The following is a 21,517-nucleotide window of genomic DNA, read 5'->3' on the forward strand; positions in this document are numbered from 1 at the left end:
TTGGAGGTACTTTCATATGCATATTAAAGACACACTTCCCCATCGTTATCCATTTTTAATGATTGATAAAGTAATAAATGTAAAACAAGATGAATTCGTTACAGGATATAAACTCATTACAAATAACGAATGGTTTATAAATGATAATCAAAAACATATGCCTCATATGTTAATTGTAGAAGCACTTGCTCAGCTTAGTGCATTTGTACATACAAGTGATTCTGAAGGACTAGGATTCCTCTCCTCTTTAGATGGAGTTGAATTCCAAGGAAAAGCATATCCCGGTGATAAACTTGATTTACATTATGAACTAACGCGCAATCGCCGAGGTTTTGTTCTTGGTAAAGGTATTGCAACTGTAAACGACCAGCCTATTGTAACTATAGAAAAACTATTAATATATCAAGCAGATTAAATTGTTCCTTATATCAGTTGGGAATATCTATTCTCAACCAATTAAAAATAAATAGGAAAACATATTACGTAGTTAGGAGCAGGAAAATGGAACGTACTATCGGTATCGATGCTGGAGGCACATTAACGAAAATAGCTTATTTTAACGAAAAAAGGCTATTAACTTTTGAAAAATTTTATTCACATGAACAACATAAAATAATAGATTGGATTAAAAACAACAATGGCATAAAACAAATATGTATTACGGGTGGTAAATCGAAACTATTACAGCAACTGCTTACAGGTTCATATAAAATAATAGAGCTAAACGAATTTGAAGCTACTCTTGCAGGTGTCCAATACATATTAAAAGAAGAAAAACATGCTATACGCAATTTTATTTTAACCAATATCGGTACAGGTACTTCTATCCATTACGTTTATAATGAACAATATATTCGCGCTGGTGGAACCGGAGTTGGCGGTGGGACTATTATGGGACTTTCAAAATTGTTAACAAATATAGATCATTTTGAAGATGTAATCCCTCTAACAAAAGTAGGATCTAGAAAAGAACTAGATATTACGGTTGGAGATATTTATGGTGGTATTCTTTCCCCTATCGATAATAACTTAACTGCTAGTAACTTCGGAAAAGCAGCCATTACAGAATCAAATAATAGTAGCTCCGATATACTAGCTACTGTACAAGGACTTGTCGGTGAAGTCGTTACTGCATTAAGCCTTCAATTCGCTGAAACAAAAAACATTGAACATATTATTTATATTGGTTCGACTTTATGTAATAACGTACAACTTCAACATATTATTAGTAGCTACACCGAATATCAAAATAAAACACCAATCTTTTTACAAGATGGTGGTAATAGCGGTGCAATTGGTGCATTACTTCATGCTACGAAATAAAAAGCTGACTTTTGTCAGCTTTTTAGAAATGGCACTTCAAATTCAATAATTGATTCCCCGTTCTCTCCAATTCGCTCCACGCTTATTCTATCAATCACACAATTTAACTTCCCATGAAAACTAGGAATCTCCTTCACTACTTCAGCAGCTAACGCGACACTTTCTTTTCTTCCGACTGTTACATGCGGGATGTACGGAATGTCTTCTTTCAAAAATTGTAATAAAGGTCCTGTATATAGAATATTATGTAGTTCCTCTATTTGTTCTTTCCCCTTTTCAACTCGTAAAAACAAATATTCTCTTTCACTTGTAATTTGATTCTTAAATTCAATTTCTATATTCTGTATCGGTTTTGATACATTTATAATATGTAATTTCAGCTCATCATTTGAAATCGAACTTTCAAATGGGAATACAATTGTAATATGCGGTGGAATTAATCCAAATAAAGGATCATGTTTTTGCCTAATGTCCTCGATTTCGCTAATGAACATGTTGTTTAGAAAAAGTAAAATTGTACGCATTTTTATCCCCTCAACTTTTCCTCATTATAATATGTATCATATTCTATGACAGCCTGCCCTTCAACAACTTGTTTTGCTTACCTGTAAAAATAAAAAAACTTCTCAAATGAGAAGTTTTCATATAGCATGATTATTATTTTCCGGCCAAACTTTCCTAAACTTTATATAATAGGCAATTCTCCAAGGAAAAATATACGATACTGCAACAACGTAAAATAATAAACCAATCGTTTGTTGATCTAAATCAACGATAAATTGTCTTGAACCATATCTTAAAAAGACAAGTACAATAAAAGTAATTAAAAAAGCTGCACTTTTTTTCGTATAAATATTCCCATCATCTCTTCGTTCATAATTTGTTAATACTATAAGCGGTACAGCAAAAAGTACACCAATGAATACCGCTATAATTACTTGTAATATAGCTGGATGTACGGGACCTAAAAACCATACAATACCTGGTGTTAAAAATAGTAATGGCCATAAAATACGTTTTCCTGATCCCTTTATTGGCTTATGCATGGAGCGATAACGACGCCAAAATATTAGTAGTGCAATGCATAAAAAGACGGTTATTAGTGAGGACGTGTCTCCCATATATTTTCCTTCTCCCTAAAAGAATAATCTATCACTATTTTAAACTGTTCGTTCAAATGATACTTTACGAATAAATATACTACTAGTTATGATATAAAGAATTGTTAATCCAATTGAAATAACAATAAAATAAGGGATATCTATTAAAGATACATCATTTGTAAATAACAATCCTTTTATCCCTACTTCTCCATACAGCACACTATTTGTTGAAAGGAAAAGCGACCCACCAATCATGAGACCAATCCATTGAAATCTTTGCTTAAAAATTACTACTACTTGAAAGAAACATGCTATCGTAACATAAAATAAAAATTGTAAAATAAACTGTTGTATTAATTGCTCTCCAAAGTTAACATTTACTAAGTTATATTTTATATCTTGTAAAAACAGTATTTGAAGGAATGAAAACAATGCGGATTGCAACACGATATAGCAAATCGCTCCGATAAAATATTGTATTCTCGTTATACCAAATGAAACTGCTAAACGAAATACATCATCTTGAACAATGAAAACACTCCCTACTATAAAAATCATAATTGCAATTGAAGGATTATTGATAATTTCGAGTAAATAACCAACTTTCGCTTCATTTAAATGAGCAGCATATAAAGCTCCTTTTATTAATAAAGCTACAATCCAAAATATTAAAATTGCTTTATAATGAAAATTTATATGTAACCTCAATTGTTTCATTAACGTCGTCATTCCACTTCACCACCAGTCATGTGAATAAATAGTTTTTGTAATGTAATTCTATCAATTACTAAACCTTCTTTTTCAAGAGAGTAACAATCTTCATTAGAAAGCTCTTCCCATATAACAGCAATACCTTTATTCCCATAAATTTCTTTATTTATAACTTTTTTATTAATCAAGAACTCCTCCACTTTACCTTTTTGCCCTGAAATAATATGACCTTGTTGCAATAAATCTTCCACTGTTGATTGAACAACAAGTGCACCTTCTTTTATGATAATTACTTCTTCAATAACATGGGTTACTTCTTCTACCAGATGTGTTGATAATATAATTGTTCTGGGATACTCCCCGTAATCTTCTAGTAGTAAACTATAAAATAACTCACGATGTGCTGCGTCTAATCCTGTAGTTGGTTCATCAAAAATAGTAATTGTCGCTCTGCTTGCTAACCCTTTAATAATTCCTATAACTGTTTGCATGCCATGAGATAGTTTATGGTATTTCTCTGTTATATTAAGCTGAAATTTACCCGCCAGTTCTTCAGCAAACTTCTGATCCCAATTTTTATAAAACATGTTACATATCTTAAAAATTTCTTTTACGCTATAACTTAAATGAGACTCTTCTTTTACTCTAACGAAACAAATATTTTGCATCGCTTTACTATTTTCAAAAACATCTTCACCAAATATTGATACACTTCCACTACTTGAAGTAATTTGTCCTGCTAGTAAATTTAATAAAGTCGTTTTCCCTGCTCCGTTCCTTCCAAGCAAACCATATATTTTATTCTCTTCCAATGAAATCGTTACTTCATTTACAGCTATTTTCTTTTTATACTTTTTCGTTACATCTTTCGTTTCAAGTGCAATCATCCCTCTTTCCCCTCCTTCGTAATCTTTTGAATCATATCCATCAATTCATCTTTTGATATTTCTAGTACTTTCGCTTCTTCCCACACTTTAGGTAAATATTCAGTCATAAAAGTATTTTGTCTTTTTTTTAGTACGACTTCTTTCGCTCCCTTTGCAACAAACATTCCGATCCCTCTCTTTTTATATAAAATCCCCTCATCCACTAATACATTCACCCCTTTAGCTGCGGTAGCCGGATTTATTTGTAACATCTTCGCAAATTGATTTGTCGATGGAACTTGTTCTTCTTCAAGCAATATGTCTTTTAAAATATCAGATTCAATCGTTTCTGCAATTTGTATGTATATTAATTTATTTTGTTCTAGAGTCGGCTTCACATTTTCACCACCTTAGGTTCATAGGTTCATTACTTATGTAATTAACTATATCACATAGAATTATTTTTTTCCATAAATTTCTTTTACAAAAAAAGAGAGTCATTCAATTAAGAATGTCTCTCTTTCTAAAAATTCGAAGTTTCAACTCTTGTTCTCAAATTCTTTTCATTTATACCATTTTGACAAAAATTAAACTGTTGTCCCTCAATACATTTTGTACGATCTACTACTTGCCCTAAATGATAGCTTGTATGCTCAACCAAATGTAATAGACTTTGAAGATCAATATGCCTTTTTTCTTCCCAGACCTGTATATATGCTTTGCCCCACTCATCAAATATTTCTTCAACAGTTTTTAACAAAGCTTCAGATCTTATTTGTTTCACTGGAAAATATTCTTCAATTCCATTTTCAAAAACTATATTTGGATCCTTATAACGCCTTGTATTTCTCTGTAAATGTTCACAAATATGTAGTACGATTCCACCAATTGAATTAACAGAGGTCTCTTTTTTCCACAAATCTTCTTCACTAACGAGCCTAATTGCCTGTACTAATTTAGGTAAATAATGATCCTGCATTCTATGATAAGAAATTTTGTATACTAACTCCATCTTCTCCCCTCCATTATTTCAACTGGCTCACTGGATATTTAGCAAATAAAGATTTCCGAAAATCTTTATCTTCCACAAGCATTTTAATTTTTTCATTATGATCGTTAAGAAACTTTACTACTTTCTTTTTATCCCATATATCATCTTCTTTTGGAAAATCATCAAATTTCCCATGCAAGATTGATAGGATTTCCTCCCTTTTCATCATAAATTTTATATTCTCTACCTGAAACTCGTAACTGTTTGCATTTGGCACTAAAACTACAAGATAAATAATGTTAAAGAGAAAATTCTTCTTCATCGTATCTTTCTCATCAAACCAATACGTCTCAATCATTTCTTCTGTAAGAGCCCCACTCTCTTTTGCGCCATAGTTCACTTTTATATTTTCATTTTCTAAACTTATACTTTGAACTGTTCCACCACCGGGTAAATGATTAATAATTGCAACCACATCTGAATTTTTACCAACGTATGTCCCAGTATATTTCTTAAAATCATCTGAACTAACATCATATATATCTTTTATTCTTTCTCCATTAGAACAAGCCGTAATAAATAAAAAAATTGTTAGCATAACGATTATGTTATGATGCATATATTTCATTTAGCATCCCCCATTTTTATCGATATTTCGTTAATTACAATATTTACTTTCAAATCCCTTTTTAAATATACGCATTTTAATCAAAATTAAAAATTTTCATTTTTTATGTTTACAATTATCCATTAATTGTATATACTTACTAACGTAAGAAAAAAATTCTAAAAGGAGGTCGAAGGAAATGATGAAATTACAATTACATGCATTAACTTTAGCGTTAACTGCACCTGTGTTTTCTGGACAATTAAATATGAATTCGACCACCCTAATGGAGAATTGAAAATCGTACTTTATTTCATTTAATTCATAAATTCGCCACAGGAGGTCGTATACTTTCCTGTGGCTTTTTCACGCCCCGCCATAGGAGAACTGTATCTTCCTGTGGTTTTTTTGCGCGGTTTTTTTAGTCTCTTACATTATTTTTCTAAGAAAGGAGCAACATTCAATGACTATTAGCGTATTGTTTTTAAGTATTACGATTCAAAGAAATACAATTTCCAAAGATGAAATTCTTCATAATGAGCAAATTGAAAAAGCTATGAATGATGTTAAGGAGCGCCAAGCACTTTACTGTGATCACCTGTAATTCCTTTTCGAAAGGAGGAATTCATTTATGACTTTTCATATTTTCTTTTTTACGACTGTGCTTCAAAAAAATACTTTATCTGAAACTGAAATCATTCGTAAACAACAGTTAAAACAACTGACTGATAAAATAACTGACATTAAAAGTTCATACTACACTCAAATGTATTAAAAATATATTTTAAAGGGGTAATATATTCATGAAATTTAAAGCATTCTTTTTAACAATCACCATTCAAAAACGTAAGCTTTCACAGAAAGAGATTTTACGTGAGCAACACATCCAAAACATTATGGACGAAGTAAAAGAGCGCCAATCTTCTTATTACACTCGTCTTTTCTAAATCACTTATAAAGGGGTAATTATCCAATGAAATTTAAAGTATTCTTTTTAACCATTACCATTCAAAAAAATAAATTTTCTGAGTCTGAAATGCTTCATGAACGACAAATTAATCAAGCTATGGATTCTGTAAAAGAAAGACAAAGTCATTACTGTAGTCATCTGTAATTCCAATTCGAAAGGAGGAATTCACATATGAAGTTTCACCTTTTCTTTTTAACGATTACGATTCAAAAAGAAACAATATCTCAAAATGAATTAAAACAAGAAAGACAATATAAACAAGTTATTAATGAAATTCGAGATCGTAGAAGCAAATACTACACTCACCTTTAATCGTTTAACTATATAGAATTGAAAGGAGTCGATTTTGATGTTGATAGCGTGCTGTAAGGAAATGATTTGGATAGTTCAGAGGGATTCCACATAGTTTTATAGAGCCTTATATCACACAAGTTCATCACTGAATTTGATGTATAAAAAATATATAATAAAATCAAATCAACCCACTTTTAATTATTTTTTATAAACAAAAGATACACCACTTAAAAAGCGGTGTATCTTTCTCAGGTTTTACTATTTCCGATTACTTCTCTTCGTCTTAAACAATCTCACTAAGTTCGAAACAACTGTTTTTGTTACTGCATAAACTGGTACTGCTAAAATCATTCCGATGATTCCAGCAAAGTTACCTACCCCTAAAATTAGGATAATAATTGTTAATGGGTGGATGTTTAATTTCGAGCTCATAATACGTGGTGAAATAATATTACTTTCAAACTGTTGTACAATTGTTACGATAATAATTACGTATAAGGCTTGCATCGGAGATACGAACAGTCCTACAATAACAGCTGGCGCTGCCCCAATAAATGGACCTAAGTTAGGAATGATGTTTGTAAATGCTGCAATAATTCCTAAAACGAAAGCGTACGGTAAATCGATAATTAAATAACCGATAAATGTAAACGCACCTACAAATATACAAACGAGCGCTTGTCCTTGAATATATGCAGATAATGTTTCGTTCGTTTCCTTAATGATACGAAGCCCCTCTTCACGGTAAGACTCTGGTAATAAACTTACCGCTTTTCCTGGAAAGGCATGTCCATCTTTAAACATGTAAAATAAAATGAACGGTACAGTAAATACAACTAATGCAACGTTCGTGATAATACCAAATAAAGCCGTTGCACTCGACGTAATTGTATTTGGTATATCTTTTAAGTATTCAATTGCATTTTTTTCAATTGTTTCAATGGAAACGTAGTTTTGTGTAGATAACCATTCAAACAACCTATGATGTGATAATTCTTGTATGTATACTTTTCCCTCTTTTATGTAGCCTGGCATATTTTTTACTAAGTCCATTAGCTGTTGTGAAATCGTAGGAACAACTACTCCAACGCCAACCGCAGTTAATGTTATGATAAAAAGATATAACAGTAATATCGCTAAATTTCTAGGTACTTTTTTATTCTCCAAAAAGATTAATACAGGATTAAATATGAAGTATAAAAAAAGCGCGATTAAGATTGGGAAAAATAATGTTGATATGAAGATACCAATCGGTTGAAATAAAAATGATATTTTTGTGCAAATAAATATGATTCCTACAACCATTAGCACTTCTAATGTCCAAAAGTGCACTTTTGATTTCAAAAAAACGGCCTCCTTTAAACTAGCACTTCTCTTCATTGTACCAAAATAAGTATGAATTTCACATAATATTTTCCTTTACAATATTCCAAAATACCGATAAATACACTACAATGAGATTACATACAAATTTGCAGGTAAAGGTGATAAAAATGACACAATGCATCATTTGCAGAAAAGATACGAAAGAACTTAGTGAACAATATGTCATTCCAGAAATATTATGTGGATATTATTTCACAAACTCAATTTGTGATACTTGTCATGAACAAATGACAACAAATATCGATCGCCCTTTAATTAGGCATAAATTGAGTCAATTTAAGATTGAACAAATGAAAAGACAAATTGATTCCCCACTCTATACGAATGAGCACGGTGAGGAACTTGCGGCTGCTGAGACTGATGTTGTCGAAGTAAGCGACGAGATTCTTTATTCTAATGCATTAATTATGAAACTATGTAAAAAGCACGATATTTCCTTACATAATGAAATTTGGAAAGAGGAACGTGTAACGAAAGTAGCGAGTTCTATTCAACGTGAATTACTATTAGATAACCGTAAATATAAAATGAGTGTATTAAAAATGGCTTATACATTCGCTGTACAAGCAGTTGACGGCTACTTTGAAGATCAAGATGCAATTGATATTTCTACCATTCTCTCCAATGCAGATTTCGTGGAACTAAAAGAAAAAAGCATTGTACGTGATTTAAGCAAAAGTTCTTTATGGAATACGCTAAATACAAGTAGTGAAAATCATTACTTTATTTTACTTAGCGATAAAGACGGCCTGTTTTGCTTCATTCGTTTGTTTGATATCTTTGATGTTGTCGTTCATTTATCAGAAAAAAGATTTGACCTTCCATCGCCGATTGTCGGTGTAAATAATGTGAATACGCAGAAATTTTATGTCCAAAGTTTAAAACAGTATATGGATGGGCTGTTTAAAGAAAAAGCACCTACTATATAACAGAAACCAGAACATACGGTCTCCTTTCTTGATGAAAAGACACTGTGTTATAATGAGTATGAAAAGAACAATACAATCACATAAACCAATTATAAATTGTATATAAATAAAAAAGACTAGTGTGCGGCTACACACTAGTCCACGTAACTTAGCAGATTGGATTGTTCATTTATCCTATTTGTTTCTTACAAACAAAACAACCCACATTCTATAAGCATAGGTGGGTTGTTATTTTTTGAGCTTGTCTATTAAAACGACGACGAACGTTAACAATGCAACGAGAAACAGTCCACCTTGCAGTAGCAACGCTATTTCACTCACGTATTATCACCCCCCTCCTACTCGGAGAAGTGATAATTGAACAACCAACCGCACCTTAAGTTACCCTTTAATTTTACCATATTTTCTAATAATTTACGATGAAAACCCGCAAGCGAATAACTTGCGGGTTTTTTATCCCGTATTAACAGGCAGTAAACAAAATAAAGCAATAAATAGGTGAAACTTTATTTCTCACTATTTTTTTAATGCATATGCATCAGCAATCATTTCACCAACCATTTTATTTTCTTCTTTCTTCTCGTTTTTCAATAATGGGAATAACAATTCTGCCACTTCATACGCTTCTTCTAAATGCGGATATCCTGATAAAACAAACGTATCAATTCCTAACGATTCATATTCTTTTATCCTTTCTGCTACTGTATGTGGATTGCCTACAAGTGCAGTACCTGCCCCACCTCTTACAAGTCCGATTCCAGCCCATAAATTAGGGCTTATCTCTAACGACTCTCTCGTACCTTTATTTAAATGTGTCATCCTCTTTTGACCAACCGAATCATATCTTGCAAATGTCTTTTGAGCAAGCTCAATTGTTTCATTATCCACATATTGAATTAAACGTTCTGCCTCTTCCCACGCTTCTTCTTCTGTTTCTCTTACAATTACGTGTAATCTAATGCCAAATCGTACTGTACGCCCCTTCTCTTCTGCAAGTTTTCTTACTTCTTCTATTTTCTCTTTCACTTGCTCTGGTGGCTCTCCCCACGTTAAATATACATCACTATGTTCAGCTGCTACTTCTTTTCCAGCAGCTGATGATCCTCCGAAATATATAGGAGGATATGGTGTTTGAACTGGCGGGAATACAACTTTACTATCTGTAACTTGAATATGTTTTCCTTCTAAAGAGATCGTTTCACCTTGCAATGTCGATTTCCAAACTTTTAAAAATTCATCCGCTGCTTCATATCTTTCATCATGCTCAAGATATAATCCATCTCCTTGTAGTTCAACTGGATCTCCTCCAGCTACTACATTAATAAGTAGTCTCCCATCTGAAATTCTATCAAATGTAGATGCCATCCTCGCTGCAACTGTAGGTGACATTAGTCCTGGTCTCACTGCTACTAAAAATTTTAGTTTTTCTGTTTCAGCAGCAAGAGCTGAAGCTAACACCCAAGGGTCTTCACATCCTTGACCAGTTGGAAGTAAAACACCCGTATATCCTAAATAATCAGCTGCCACAGCAACTTGCTTATAATAACCATATTCAGCTGCTCTTCCTCGTTTTGTCGTTCCTAAATATCGACCATCTCCATAAGCCGGAATAAACCATAATAATTCCATACCTTTACACACCCCTTATTTATTTTGAAACGTATACTAACAAATTCTATATAAATTACCCCTAATAATTTATATGTTAATTCCTAGTCTCACCTTTAAAATTATCTCGCCATCTTAAAAACTTCACTTCTAGTAAACGTACTAGAGAGTCAGAAAACTTCCCAACAAATGCAAAGATAATTATGCCGACAAATACAATATCTGTATTTGAAAATTGCCTTGCATCCATAATCATATAACCAATACCTTCTGTAGATCCCATAAGTTCTGCTACTACTAAACTCACCCATGCAACACCTAACGATAACCTTGCTCCTAGTAAAAGGTTAGGCAATGCAGATGGTAAAATTAGTTTCGTAATTAGTTTTCTTTTGCTAAACTCTAACACTCTCGCAACATCAAATAACTTTGAATCCACACCTCTAATACCTAAAAATGCGTTTACGTATAAAGGAAAAAATGCACCATCTGCAATTAATAGCACTTTCGATGTTTCACCAAAACCGAACCATAATACGAAAAGCGGCGCAACAGCTAAATGAGGTACAGTTCTTAACATTTGCACAGATGGGTCTAAATATTGCTCACTTCTCGTTGAAAATCCAACAATCGTTCCTAAAATGATTCCTAAGCCCCCACCAATAAAGAAACCAGCCGCAGCCCTGAATACACTAATACTTAAATGGCCGAATAACTCTCCTGTTTTAATAAGCTCTTGGAAAGCTAGAAAAATATCTAATGGTGTTGGTAAAACTGTTTTAGAAACAAGACCGAATACGCCAGCCAACTGCCAAATTATTAATATAATAACCGGTATAGTAATCGCCCTTACTAAAACTTTTACATTTAACTTTCGTACCTTCTTTATGCCATTTTTCTTAATCGTTATACTCGCTGGTTTCATAACAGCTTTCGTATTTTCCACTTTACAAAACCTCTTTTCACTTCGCTTTCAATGCTTTTTCTACGAAAGAATTATCTACAACTTTTTCCGTCTTAATTTCTTTCTTTATAGAACCGAGCTTATATTGAAAATCCGCTGTCTTTTGTTGTTCTGCTATTATTTCCTTCGTTACCGGAACTAAAATTGGTTTGTCGTGATTAAACACTTCTTTTACAATCTCTGCATCTATCTTTTTTACAGAAGTGTATACTTTTATTGCTTCATCTAAGTTAGCATCTTGCCATACACGTGCTTTCTCATAAACTTTGAGGAATTTCTCAACTAATTCTGGATGTTCTTTCGCAAATTTTGTCCTCGTAATTAAAAATTCTGGTGAAGAGACATTTAATGTTTCACCGTCTGCAATCACCTTCGCACCTTTATTTAACGTATGTAATGATATGAAAGGGTCCCAAATCGCCCATGCATCTACTGATCCTGATTCGAATGCAGGCTGCGCTTCATCTGGTTGTAATTGAATGACATTTACATCTTTTGCATCAATACCTTCTTTATCAAGTGCTCGATACAATAAATTAAAGGCACTACTTCCTTTTGCTACTGCAATTTTTTTACCTTTTAAATCCTTTACACTCGCAATCTTGCTATCTTTTTGAACGAGAATTCCAGTTCCTTTTCTCGCATAACTTGTATTGGCGATTTCGGTAAATCCAATACCTGCTGCTTGCGCTGAAATGACTGGAGAATTCCCTACTTCACCAAAGTCTAACCGGTTTGATGCGATTGCTTCAAAATAAGGAGGTCCACTTTGGAACTCTGTCCATTTCACTTTAACTCCTTCTTTTTTAAACTCCTCTTCAAACCATCCCTTTTTCTTTGCTAGTAATAGCGGGCTTAATCCTTGCTGTATACCAATTTGTATTGTTACATCTTCTTTCTTACTACTTGCTGTACTTTTTTCGCATCCTAATAAACATACTGATATAGCTAAAGCAAAAGAAAGAACTTTAAATTTTTTATACATATAAAATCACCCTTTTCCTATATACTTGTTTGAATCAACCCTCCATATTCAAACTGCTGTAATACTTTCGTTCGAAGTTGTTGGAACGATTGAGAAGTTTTATTTCGCGGATAAGGCAAATTATTTTCAATCACTTTATGTATTTTCCCTGGTTTTGCACTCATAATGATAATTCGGTTTGAAAGATATATCGCTTCGTCTATATCATGTGTAACGAATATCATTGTTGTTTTCTTCTGCTCCCAAATATTCAGCAATACTTCTTGTAAATGACTTCGAGTAAAAGCATCCAGCGCTCCAAAAGGTTCATCAAGTAATAATACATTCGGATCTCTTAATAACGCTCTCGCTATCGCAACACGTTGTGACATCCCGCCTGAAATTTCTTTCGGATACGATTTTTCAAAGCCATCTAACCGAACGATTTCAACCCATTCTCTCACCTTATCTTTCACATACTTATCTTTTAACGACAAATCTGCCGCTATATTTTCTTCAACTGTTAACCATGGAAAAAGCCTATGCTCTTGAAAAATAAAACCTTGTTTCTTGCTCGTTTTTAAGATAGGCTCCCCGTCAATAATAACTTCACCTTCAAAATCATTATCTAGACCTGCAACAATTTTTAGTAATGTACTTTTTCCGCACCCACTCGGACCAATTACTGTAACAAAATCCCCTTTCTCTAATTGAAAATTAATATTCTCTAATACTTGAACAGTACCAGTTTGTTTCAAAAAATATTTTGATACCCCATCAATTGAAACAGTCATTTCTTCCCCTCCTTAAAATGATTCATATAAATGAACAGATTCAGTATTTGTGCAATAAAAAAACCAAAGGCATTTTATCAACAGATAAAATGCCTTTGGTTTCTCCAATCAGCAATACGTTATGGAATTAAGTACATATTATACAAATATTTCCGATAAGTCAACTGGGTTTTAGCGAACATTATTTATTTTTAAAGATATCAGCAGTCCCTTTTATTATTTTTGGAAGGAACGTTTTAATTGTATCCATTAATATATAAAGAGCTTCCTTCACATAACCACCTTCGAAATTTCCTAATGGTTCTGGTAATTCATCCTCATCTAATATGAAGTATTCTCCATTTGGAAGTACCATAATATCAATGATTAAATCTTCGAAGGAAACCACTTCGTCTTTTATTTGTGTATTTTTTACGATATTAAAATAGGAACCTAAATACTTCCCTTTTATATCTCTCCATACGTATAAATTGTACGGACAATCTTTCCAGTAATATGCGATTGTATAACTCCCTTTTGGGATTGTTAACTTAGTATCATTTGCAGTCATTGTAAATGAATACTGCACCTCGTGAAATAAAACAATACTTTGTGATTGCTTTTCAAGTAATAAACACTTGTGATCTACTATTGTTGAGTTATATCGGATTTTTCTTTCTATAATTTCAATTTTCGATGTAAGTAACTTATTCATTATTTTGTTTCCCCTTACACTAGTTCTATCCTCAATTATATCCATTTATATAGTGATAAAGAAGTATATAGTTTTTTATATAATGATTTATACAAGAAAAACTCCTTCTTATTTAGAAAGAGTTTTTCACTTCTAACGGAAGTTTATTTGTTTTTATGTAACTAACAGCACTATTACTCATGTTTTAACTTTTCCTTAACCGCATCATAAAATTTTCGTTCTTCATCAACATTTAAGTGCACACGACTTACTGTTTTAGAAAATCCATATAACAACTGTGCTTTCACTGGCTCTTTTAATGTTATTTCAAAAGTAGCAGGTTCTTTTATGAACTCCATAACAGTTGCATCCAATACCTGTTTCCCTTCTTTTGCCGTTAGCAATTCATCCTTGTAGAACGCAATATTATCAATTTGTGTAAATGATATAACAATTTTCTTTCCTAATCCAATTTGAATGATTACTTGTTCTTCTGTTACGATAAGTGGATTTTTACGCATCGCTTGTATTTCAGCTATAAAATAAATCATCGCGTATACATTTAAAATAAGTAAAATCCATGCTATTACTGGATTCCACTGGTGTAGCAAATAATGAAAACCAATACTTTCTATTAAGGTCGCATGGATGATCATGATATATACACCTATTGCACCAGTCTTTTTGTGATATGAGTATACGTATTCACCTTCTGGTACTTTTTCACGCCACGATAAAAATGCATAATAGATTAACTTACACTCCGTTACAATGATATCTATTAATTTATTTCTTTTCATAGTAGCGTCAAACGCAGCATCAATTGCATAAGAAAATGAAGAGTACTCACTTTTATATTCTTTATATTTTTTTATTATGGTAGGAAGCTTTCTAACAATTTTATATAGAAGGAATAACTCTAAACATACAAAAGCAATTTCTCCTGCAACTATAATATAAGAAACGTATGAAAAATCTTGTAAATAGTCACTTGGAATAATAAATCTTGCAAAAATATAACCAGCTATTACAACAGGAACTATATACGTTAACGAGTACCTTTTTCGAATAATGAAGAAATACGTGATGATTGGAATGACAAACATGCAATCTAATAATGACCCAAGTACAACTTCTTTCGGCGCAGCTGGTACTATTGGAAGAGCATACAATAAATAGTTTGATAGCATAATTAAAGAGACGAGTCCAATCCAAATACCTTTTCGCCTTCGCGATAGTGTAACATTCATACGTTCACTCCTTTATTTAAAAACCTCATTTAAGTGGTCTTTATAAAATGAAATGGCACGTTCAAATTCTTTTACTTCCTCTACTTTCACGACAGTTTCAAGTAATAATTTCATCGCTGACTCGTGATCGTTTACGTTATATTTTGCTAATGATAAAAATACTTTCATCGGATCGTTCTCTGGGAATTTTTTCACCCCAGCTTCTAATACTGTAATTGCCTTTTCATATTCCCCTATACAACGGTATGTACTTCCTAGACCAATATAAGCACCGCAAAGGGATTCGCCATCAAGTCCATTTGCGATTGCCTGCTCATAATACGGAACTGCTTCTGTTTCTAGCCCCATTACATCATGTATCCACGCACACTGATACAGTACTTCTGCATCCTTTGTAAAGTTTGTTAATCCTATAAGCATCTCTTTAGACTGCGCATATTTCTTTTCGTTTCTAAGTTTAATAGCTTGCTTTAATAAATGTTCCATAGAATCCACTCCTCACCAATTATTCTGTGTATAGCTCTTGATTGATATACGCTTCACATTCGTGTAAAAGTAAAATTCCCACCAATTAAAGTTTCGCTTACTTATTACTATGCGGATTCATTCTTATCTAAAAACTTAATTTTAAAAAGCAGTGACACGATTACATAATACCTCTAAGCTTTTGACAATTTCTTTCGCTGTTTCATCTTTCCCATTACACAACTTCCCTTTACCATCTTGTCCAATTACATAATGCACAGCTCCGCGCGAATATAAAGAATGTGGTGAATTCGCAATCATTACATTCGCCCTTGCTTCTTTCATTCTATTTTTCGCTCTTTCAAACAGTTCTTCTTCATTTAAATCACTTTCAAGTTTAAAACCAATAAGTACTGTTTCTGGGTCCCATTCTTTTATTTGTTTTAATACTTTTGGAGCCTTTTGAAAGTGAATAATCGGTGCAATATCACTTGAAATTTTTCCGTTCATATTAAGAACATTACCATCTTGATCACAGATCTTCTCCACAATCCAATCTGATCCAGCCGCTGCCATAATAACCGCATCAACCTTTTCATGTGTGATGATACTTTTCATTTTATCTTGTAAATCAACAATCCCTTCAAATGGATGTAATTCTAACCCTCTATGTACATCGCTCGGTTTCTCCGCAAAATAACCGTGTAAATATATAACATGTGCCCCTTTAGCTAGAAGTTCTTCTGCGATTATCCTTCCGATTGTACCTTTAGCCATATTCGTATGCCCGCGTACTTGATCCCATTTTTCTAGACAACCACCGCTCGTAATTAATACCTTTTTCCCTTTCATTGTAACCATCCCTTACTAATTTTTCTTACGAAACCATTCTGTTCCAAAGTCAACTATATCACGCTGTTTCATTAGACGACACGTTGCATTCCCTATCTTCCCATTTTTTACAGTTCCTTTTCGCTCAAACTCAACACCAATTTCAACAAACTTCTCAGATTCGTAATCCATTTCAACAAACTCTTTCCACACTCTCTCACCGTTTTCTATAATAGGTGCTCCTACTTGTATTAACTCACATGCACCAGTACGCACCTCGGATAAATGAACAGACGTATTGGAATCATATCCAACACCAATTAATAATACGTACCCGTCTAAATCATATATTTTTCTTAATGGAGATTCTTCTCCAAAGCTCATTGATAACGAATGGTTCATTGTTATTTCTACTGCATGTTTTCCCCATGCAGCAAAACTTCCTAACGGATGATTACTACGTACTACATTCGGATATGTACGAAAACATTCAACTATTTCACCCATTCCCCTTGTTGGGGTTATACGTGAATCAAATGCCGGGACGTTATCTCGGATAATTTGCCACCAGTCTTCCGGTACAGGTGGTCTTGACCAATGTTTCGGATCGGATAAATCCGAAGATTGCGTTGGCATTATTATCGTTCCTTCTTCCGTAACAACTTTCATTAATGCTTCTACTACGGCAACCGCACCACCAGATATCCACCCGATAGAACTTAGTGATGAATGAACGATAATTGTCATTCCTTTTTCGATTCCTAATGCTTTTAAATCTTTTGTTATTGTTTCGATTGTATTTGGAAATTTTGTACTTGCTACTATATCATTCATTTTCATATTGGTTCCCCCACTAGCCATGTAAATTTAAACTTTTATATAAATATATTATCATATTTTTCTTAATTTTTAACTTAATCATATTCATTACTACAAAAATATGTATATTATTATACTGAAGACTCAAAACTCTATTAAAATCGTAGATAATGATGAACGAGAGTTTTTTGAAATGAAGAAAAATGTAGATCTTATTTTTTCAGACTATACTCCATATGCATATTTTTATACTATTTTTCCAAATAACAATGAAATCTTTCGATTTCCTTATATTTTTCTCCTAAACTTTTAACTCGAAAACCAATTCTTTTATAAAATTCTACCGCCCCATCGTCTGTCTCTGCTTCTATATAAGTCAATTGATATATTCTTACAACCTCTTTAATCATTTGCAGTGCAATTCCTTTTTGACGATAATCTGGATCCACTGCTATATGACATACTCGTGCTTTAGTTGCTCCGATTACTTCTATACCTATACAAGCTTTTTCTTCATATTTGTACAAAGTCCCTTTATTATTTTGATAAAGTAATACTGCTTTCTTTAAGCTTATTTCATTTGGACCGACGGCATATTGTAGCACATTTAATATTGAATCTTTTTCAAGTTGTTCAACAAGTTGTAAATTCATACTTTCATCCCTTTCTACGAAAAAATACTAGCTCTTAATAAAAAGAGCTAGTCTCATTACGCCGTTATTTTTTCTTCTTTTTTTACAACGACAGCTACATAACTATGAAGTATCATCCCAATAATAACGAGACTCATACCAATCCAAGATAATGATGACGGAATTGGTGCAGATAACCAGATCAGCTCTCCTACTAGCGCAAATAAAACTTCACCAGACTGCGTCGCTTCCACTGTTGCTAGTTTTTGTGGATCATCTTTCACAAGATCTGTTGCAAAGAAAAATAATACTGTCGCGATTAACCCCGAACTAACTGCTACAATAAAACATTGAAAAACTTGGCTACTTGACGGTAATCCGCCAGTTGATACTTCGTAACCAGATAATAAAAACCAAAATGGTAAACTTGCTAATGTCATACCGAGTACTCGCTGAAATACATCTAATTCCCCTTTACAAACTTGCATCATTTTTCGATTTCCAAGAGGATACGCAAATGCTGCAATAAGTACAGGAACTACACATAAAACGGTTTCACGAATACCTAATGAAGAAGCATGTTCTACTTGCATGAGAACAACACCAAATAAAATAATACCCGACATAACTAATTCCTTCATCGGAAGTTTTTTATGTAGTGGATCCACCGCAAAAAATGGTGTTAACAAAATCCCTGCAACGATTGTAATTTGCCATGTTGATGCAACAAGCCAACCTGGTCCGAACGCTCCAGCAAAACTAAGCGGTGCATAAAAGAGACCAAATCCAACGATACTCCATACTAACCATTCTTTCGGATTGTTTTTCATATATTGAAAGAGTTGCTTTAAGTTCCCTCTATACATAACAATAAGTAATAGCATTGGAACCATAAAATAATACCGTAATGATGCACTCCAAATCCAGCTTCCACCTTCTAAGTCCATTGCCCGGTTTAAAACAAAGGTAAAGGCAAAGAAAAATGATGCCAGTATCCCTATAACAATTGCTTTCATTGTAAAACCCCTTGTTTAGTTTCTCCCTAATACTATACAACAAAATAAATATAATTAAAATTCACAATCTTTAACTTGTATGTAATCTAGCTCTATATAATTTCCTCAATCGACTTATATGTGCTTGATGATATCGATTATGATCTGCTATAGCCAAATTCCCCATCTTCTAGTCGCAGTTTCCCCTTTTTCATACAAAACTTCCCGCGTTAAATCAGTTTCTGTTAGTTTCATACATTCTTCATGAAACAATTTTTGCACTGCTTCATAATCTTGCATTAACTCTTGCAACGTGTATTTTCTTAAACTCGGCATTTCTCCTACTTCATTCAACATGGGACCATATTTATTTTCAAATGTTGTTGGAACATCTTCTCCCTTGAAACGATACACCCAATGTAAATCGACAACTGCTAAATGCTGAAGTAACTGCCCAATACTATTTTCATTATTTTCAGACCCTTTATAGGATAGTTCGTTCTCTTCAGTACCTTCTACTAACCTTTGCAATCTATTAAACGTATCAGCAACCGTCGCATACAAAATCGCTACTTGAAGGTCCATATTTCTTTCTAAATGGAGATCTTTCATGCTAAACTTCCTCTCTTAAAAGAACAACACCATATGTTCATCATCACTATACACACCATTCATTTTTATAGCCCTTTTTTCAATTCCGTACGTTTTAAATCCCATTGATTCATATAATCGTTTGGCTGGTTCGTTCGTTGACACAACCCCTAAATTCAATTGTTCTAGCTTCATCTCTTTTGCTCTTTCAATTGCTTTACGTATTAAATCACGTGCAAAGCCACTTTTTCGATTTTCAGTATCTACATACATTGCAACGATATGCCCTTTATGCTTATATGCATCCTTTTCTTCTGTTAATAAAGTAACAACCCCAACTAAACGATTTTCATTATTAAAAGCACCAAATGTAAAACTACTGTTAGATGAAAGATTACTAGCAACGCGTTCAAGAGGGTTTTCTTGACGTACTGCTTCTTCATAAGTCGTTACAAATGCTTCTGGGTTTACTTGTAGTGCTTGTAAACGTAACTCCCAATATTGTTTTGCATCCGCTTTTGTAAGTAATCGAATCATTTTATCTTCCCCTTTTTCATTTACATAATATTTTTATAGGTTATTATTTTTTAATTCATACTCTTCTTTTAATATACTGTAACGATAGCGATGAATGAACTTCCCCTGTCTCAATCGATCATTTCTCATTAACCCTTCACATACAAATCCGGCATGTTCATAACTCTTTTTAGCTTGTGTATTATCTTCATCTACACGTAACCAAATTTTCTCCAATTCAAACTGGGAAAAACCTATATGTAACATGCTGTTTAGAGCTGCCATTCCAAATCCTTTACCCCAATAGTCTTTATTTCCAATCGCAATTCCTAGTTCTGCATTTTTATTTGTTTTATCAAAATTTTTAAGGTCTACCCATCCAATATGTATACCTTTCTCAGTAACAATTGCCCTTTGTTCATAACCATTTTTTCGGCTTATACAAGCTTCAATCCAGTTTCTCGTATCTTCACGAGTGAACGGAGGATATTGATCTGGTACGACTAAATGCTTTGTTACATCTCTATCTAATGACCATTGATAGCGATCTTCTACATCATCTAATGTCAATTCTCTTAATTGAACATATGGTACATTCATTTTTCTCTCCCGTTTTATAAAAATGATCAAAAGCGGCTACAAATTTGTTTGCATATTGCTCATCATACCTTCTTAGCACTCTAATGAACCATTTTGAACTCCCAAGCCACCTACCATTTACTCTTAATACATATTCATGTACTAAATCCGCTAATAGATTAGCGATAAACAATTCTTCTTCTCTTTTCGTTGCACCAATAAAGTCATCTAAAGTATCCGTAATAAAATATCGCTTCTGCTTAATCGTTTCTTCCGTCCATTTATCTGGTCCTTTATGTAGTAAACCATTCGCTTCTTTTTTTAATTTCTCAACAATTTCCTTTTCCCCTTTTAATGCAATCCCTTCTGAAACTAATTGTGGTAACGACGGTCTCCCTCGATCACAATCCATTTTGAAAAAGGTTTTATATGTTTCAAAATTATGAACAAACACCTCAACAGGCCATCCATTACTATAGAAAGATTCTCTATAACAAGAAGTTAAACTTTGATCGACTATTACAATATCAAGGTCAGATGTTTTCGTCGCTTCTCCTCGTGCAACGCTTCCGCCGAGTAAAGCTACATCACAATTCGGAAATTGTGATGTAATTATGTTTTGTGCTGCTTCAATTGGTTTCATAACCGTTCCTCTT

At 33.1% G+C, this 21,517-nt stretch carries 31 protein-coding genes and 1 pseudogene; 8 read left to right on the top strand and 24 right to left on the bottom strand.

Annotation, left to right across the window (positions count from 1 at the left end; all coding sequences use genetic code 11):
* Positions 1 to 16: 16 nt before the first annotated feature.
* Both BCG9842_RS14270 and coaW read left to right on the top strand, forming a co-directional pair.
* Positions 17 to 415, top strand: a complete 399-nt coding sequence (locus BCG9842_RS14270) for a 3-hydroxyacyl-ACP dehydratase FabZ family protein (RefSeq protein WP_000547636.1) — start codon at positions 17 to 19, stop codon at positions 413 to 415.
* Positions 416 to 501: 86 nt separating this feature from the next.
* Positions 502 to 1,323, top strand: a complete 822-nt coding sequence (coaW, locus tag BCG9842_RS14275) for a type II pantothenate kinase (RefSeq protein WP_000442499.1) — start codon at positions 502 to 504, stop codon at positions 1,321 to 1,323.
* Between the two features lie 14 nt (positions 1,324 to 1,337).
* On the opposite strand, the gene BCG9842_RS14280 is transcribed toward coaW, so the two are convergent.
* From BCG9842_RS14280 to BCG9842_RS14310, 7 genes are all read right to left on the bottom strand, one after another.
* Complete coding sequence (locus BCG9842_RS14280; protein WP_001259198.1) at positions 1,338 to 1,847, bottom strand: 2'-5' RNA ligase family protein; 510 nt, start codon at positions 1,845 to 1,847, stop codon at positions 1,338 to 1,340.
* Between the two features lie 117 nt (positions 1,848 to 1,964).
* Positions 1,965 to 2,444, bottom strand: a complete 480-nt coding sequence (locus BCG9842_RS14285; RefSeq protein WP_000502967.1) for a CcdC family protein — start codon at positions 2,442 to 2,444, stop codon at positions 1,965 to 1,967.
* A gap of 39 nt (positions 2,445 to 2,483) precedes the next feature.
* Positions 2,484 to 3,155 carry a DUF4052 domain-containing protein gene (locus BCG9842_RS14290; RefSeq protein WP_000209600.1) on the bottom strand — a complete coding sequence of 224 codons (672 nt, stop codon included), beginning with the start codon at positions 3,153 to 3,155 and terminating at the stop codon, positions 2,484 to 2,486.
* Complete coding sequence (locus BCG9842_RS14295) at positions 3,152 to 4,024, bottom strand: ABC transporter ATP-binding protein (RefSeq protein ID WP_000560920.1); 873 nt, start codon at positions 4,022 to 4,024, stop codon at positions 3,152 to 3,154. Before BCG9842_RS14295 ends, BCG9842_RS14290 begins: the two co-directional genes overlap by 4 nt.
* A complete protein-coding gene (locus tag BCG9842_RS14300; protein WP_000805185.1) occupies positions 4,021 to 4,401 on the bottom strand; it encodes a GntR family transcriptional regulator in 381 nt (126 codons plus the stop codon). Before BCG9842_RS14300 ends, BCG9842_RS14295 begins: the two co-directional genes overlap by 4 nt.
* Before the next feature lie 125 nt (positions 4,402 to 4,526).
* Positions 4,527 to 5,015 carry a DinB family protein gene (locus tag BCG9842_RS14305; protein ID WP_000424636.1) on the bottom strand — a complete coding sequence of 163 codons (489 nt, stop codon included), beginning with the start codon at positions 5,013 to 5,015 and terminating at the stop codon, positions 4,527 to 4,529.
* Between the two features lie 13 nt (positions 5,016 to 5,028).
* Positions 5,029 to 5,622 (bottom strand): DUF4825 domain-containing protein, encoded by a 594-nt coding sequence (locus BCG9842_RS14310; protein WP_000876531.1) that lies wholly within the window; start codon positions 5,620 to 5,622, stop codon positions 5,029 to 5,031.
* A gap of 442 nt (positions 5,623 to 6,064) precedes the next feature.
* Here BCG9842_RS14310 and BCG9842_RS14315 point away from each other — a divergent pair, with 442 nt between their 5' ends.
* The 5 genes from BCG9842_RS14315 to BCG9842_RS14335 are packed head-to-tail and all read left to right on the top strand — an operon-like array spanning position 6,065 to position 6,883.
* Positions 6,065 to 6,205, top strand: coding sequence for a YrzI family small protein (locus tag BCG9842_RS14315; protein ID WP_000156193.1), 141 nt, complete (start codon positions 6,065 to 6,067; stop codon positions 6,203 to 6,205).
* 27 nt (positions 6,206 to 6,232) lie between these two features.
* Positions 6,233 to 6,376 carry a YrzI family small protein gene (locus BCG9842_RS14320; RefSeq protein WP_000142727.1) on the top strand — a complete coding sequence of 48 codons (144 nt, stop codon included), beginning with the start codon at positions 6,233 to 6,235 and terminating at the stop codon, positions 6,374 to 6,376.
* A 28-nt stretch (positions 6,377 to 6,404) separates the two neighbouring features.
* On the top strand, positions 6,405 to 6,548 hold the full coding sequence (locus BCG9842_RS14325) for a YrzI family small protein (RefSeq protein ID WP_000668963.1): 144 nt from the start codon (positions 6,405 to 6,407) through the stop codon (positions 6,546 to 6,548).
* Between the two features lie 26 nt (positions 6,549 to 6,574).
* The gene (locus BCG9842_RS14330) at positions 6,575 to 6,715 is read left to right on the top strand and encodes a YrzI family small protein (RefSeq protein WP_000669805.1); all 141 of its coding nucleotides are present in this window, start codon (positions 6,575 to 6,577) and stop codon (positions 6,713 to 6,715) included.
* Positions 6,716 to 6,742: 27 nt separating this feature from the next.
* Complete coding sequence (locus tag BCG9842_RS14335) at positions 6,743 to 6,883, top strand: YrzI family small protein (RefSeq protein WP_000668498.1); 141 nt, start codon at positions 6,743 to 6,745, stop codon at positions 6,881 to 6,883.
* 240 nt (positions 6,884 to 7,123) lie between these two features.
* Here BCG9842_RS14335 and BCG9842_RS14340 read toward each other — a convergent pair whose 3' ends face one another.
* Positions 7,124 to 8,209, bottom strand: a complete 1,086-nt coding sequence (locus BCG9842_RS14340) for an AI-2E family transporter (protein WP_000837892.1) — start codon at positions 8,207 to 8,209, stop codon at positions 7,124 to 7,126.
* Positions 8,210 to 8,358: 149 nt separating this feature from the next.
* Here BCG9842_RS14340 and BCG9842_RS14345 point away from each other — a divergent pair, with 149 nt between their 5' ends.
* Complete coding sequence (locus BCG9842_RS14345) at positions 8,359 to 9,180, top strand: HNH endonuclease (RefSeq protein WP_000189714.1); 822 nt, start codon at positions 8,359 to 8,361, stop codon at positions 9,178 to 9,180.
* A 228-nt stretch (positions 9,181 to 9,408) separates the two neighbouring features.
* On the opposite strand, the gene BCG9842_RS31630 is transcribed toward BCG9842_RS14345, so the two are convergent.
* The 16 genes and pseudogenes from BCG9842_RS31630 to BCG9842_RS14420 form a co-directional block, all read right to left on the bottom strand.
* Positions 9,409 to 9,501 carry a putative holin-like toxin gene (locus BCG9842_RS31630; RefSeq protein ID WP_001289320.1) on the bottom strand — a complete coding sequence of 31 codons (93 nt, stop codon included), beginning with the start codon at positions 9,499 to 9,501 and terminating at the stop codon, positions 9,409 to 9,411.
* A gap of 195 nt (positions 9,502 to 9,696) precedes the next feature.
* Entirely contained in the window at positions 9,697 to 10,809 is a 1,113-nt protein-coding gene (gene ssuD / locus BCG9842_RS14350) for an FMNH2-dependent alkanesulfonate monooxygenase (RefSeq protein ID WP_000422294.1), read from the bottom strand.
* 76 nt (positions 10,810 to 10,885) lie between these two features.
* Positions 10,886 to 11,734 carry an ABC transporter permease gene (locus BCG9842_RS14355; RefSeq protein WP_000432136.1) on the bottom strand — a complete coding sequence of 283 codons (849 nt, stop codon included), beginning with the start codon at positions 11,732 to 11,734 and terminating at the stop codon, positions 10,886 to 10,888.
* A gap of 16 nt (positions 11,735 to 11,750) precedes the next feature.
* Positions 11,751 to 12,737: an aliphatic sulfonate ABC transporter substrate-binding protein gene (locus BCG9842_RS14360; protein ID WP_000276925.1), complete on the bottom strand. Its 987-nt coding sequence runs from the start codon at positions 12,735 to 12,737 to the stop codon at positions 11,751 to 11,753.
* Between the two features lie 17 nt (positions 12,738 to 12,754).
* A complete protein-coding gene (locus BCG9842_RS14365) occupies positions 12,755 to 13,510 on the bottom strand; it encodes an ABC transporter ATP-binding protein (protein WP_000218578.1) in 756 nt (251 codons plus the stop codon).
* Positions 13,511 to 13,691: 181 nt separating this feature from the next.
* Positions 13,692 to 14,204, bottom strand: coding sequence for a DUF402 domain-containing protein (locus BCG9842_RS14370; RefSeq protein WP_001037871.1), 513 nt, complete (start codon positions 14,202 to 14,204; stop codon positions 13,692 to 13,694).
* Between the two features lie 173 nt (positions 14,205 to 14,377).
* Positions 14,378 to 15,433: a hypothetical protein gene (locus BCG9842_RS14375; protein ID WP_001103388.1), complete on the bottom strand. Its 1,056-nt coding sequence runs from the start codon at positions 15,431 to 15,433 to the stop codon at positions 14,378 to 14,380.
* Between the two features lie 12 nt (positions 15,434 to 15,445).
* Positions 15,446 to 15,919 (bottom strand): tetratricopeptide repeat protein, encoded by a 474-nt coding sequence (locus BCG9842_RS14380; protein ID WP_000400637.1) that lies wholly within the window; start codon positions 15,917 to 15,919, stop codon positions 15,446 to 15,448.
* A 141-nt stretch (positions 15,920 to 16,060) separates the two neighbouring features.
* Complete coding sequence (locus BCG9842_RS14385; RefSeq protein WP_000676727.1) at positions 16,061 to 16,750, bottom strand: phosphopantothenoylcysteine decarboxylase domain-containing protein; 690 nt, start codon at positions 16,748 to 16,750, stop codon at positions 16,061 to 16,063.
* 15 nt (positions 16,751 to 16,765) lie between these two features.
* The gene (locus BCG9842_RS14390) at positions 16,766 to 17,563 is read right to left on the bottom strand and encodes an aminoglycoside N(3)-acetyltransferase (protein ID WP_127726076.1); all 798 of its coding nucleotides are present in this window, start codon (positions 17,561 to 17,563) and stop codon (positions 16,766 to 16,768) included.
* A 236-nt stretch (positions 17,564 to 17,799) separates the two neighbouring features.
* Positions 17,800 to 18,201: a GNAT family N-acetyltransferase gene (locus BCG9842_RS14395; protein WP_001053229.1), complete on the bottom strand. Its 402-nt coding sequence runs from the start codon at positions 18,199 to 18,201 to the stop codon at positions 17,800 to 17,802.
* Between the two features lie 56 nt (positions 18,202 to 18,257).
* Positions 18,258 to 19,196: a DMT family transporter gene (locus BCG9842_RS14400; RefSeq protein WP_000644594.1), complete on the bottom strand. Its 939-nt coding sequence runs from the start codon at positions 19,194 to 19,196 to the stop codon at positions 18,258 to 18,260.
* A 70-nt stretch (positions 19,197 to 19,266) separates the two neighbouring features.
* Positions 19,267 to 19,787: pseudogene (locus BCG9842_RS14405) on the bottom strand (DinB family protein).
* A gap of 15 nt (positions 19,788 to 19,802) precedes the next feature.
* Positions 19,803 to 20,303: a GNAT family N-acetyltransferase gene (locus BCG9842_RS14410; RefSeq protein ID WP_000620320.1), complete on the bottom strand. Its 501-nt coding sequence runs from the start codon at positions 20,301 to 20,303 to the stop codon at positions 19,803 to 19,805.
* A gap of 33 nt (positions 20,304 to 20,336) precedes the next feature.
* Positions 20,337 to 20,882, bottom strand: a complete 546-nt coding sequence (locus tag BCG9842_RS14415; protein WP_001102493.1) for a GNAT family N-acetyltransferase — start codon at positions 20,880 to 20,882, stop codon at positions 20,337 to 20,339.
* The gene (locus BCG9842_RS14420) at positions 20,839 to 21,504 is read right to left on the bottom strand and encodes a nucleotidyltransferase domain-containing protein (RefSeq protein ID WP_000802429.1); all 666 of its coding nucleotides are present in this window, start codon (positions 21,502 to 21,504) and stop codon (positions 20,839 to 20,841) included. The genes BCG9842_RS14415 and BCG9842_RS14420 overlap by 44 nt, the downstream gene beginning before the upstream one ends.
* Positions 21,505 to 21,517: the final 13 nt, after the last annotated feature.

Origin of the sequence: Bacillus cereus G9842, assembly GCF_000021305.1 — a bacterium.
Lineage (GTDB): Bacteria > Bacillota > Bacilli > Bacillales > Bacillaceae_G > Bacillus_A > Bacillus_A thuringiensis_S.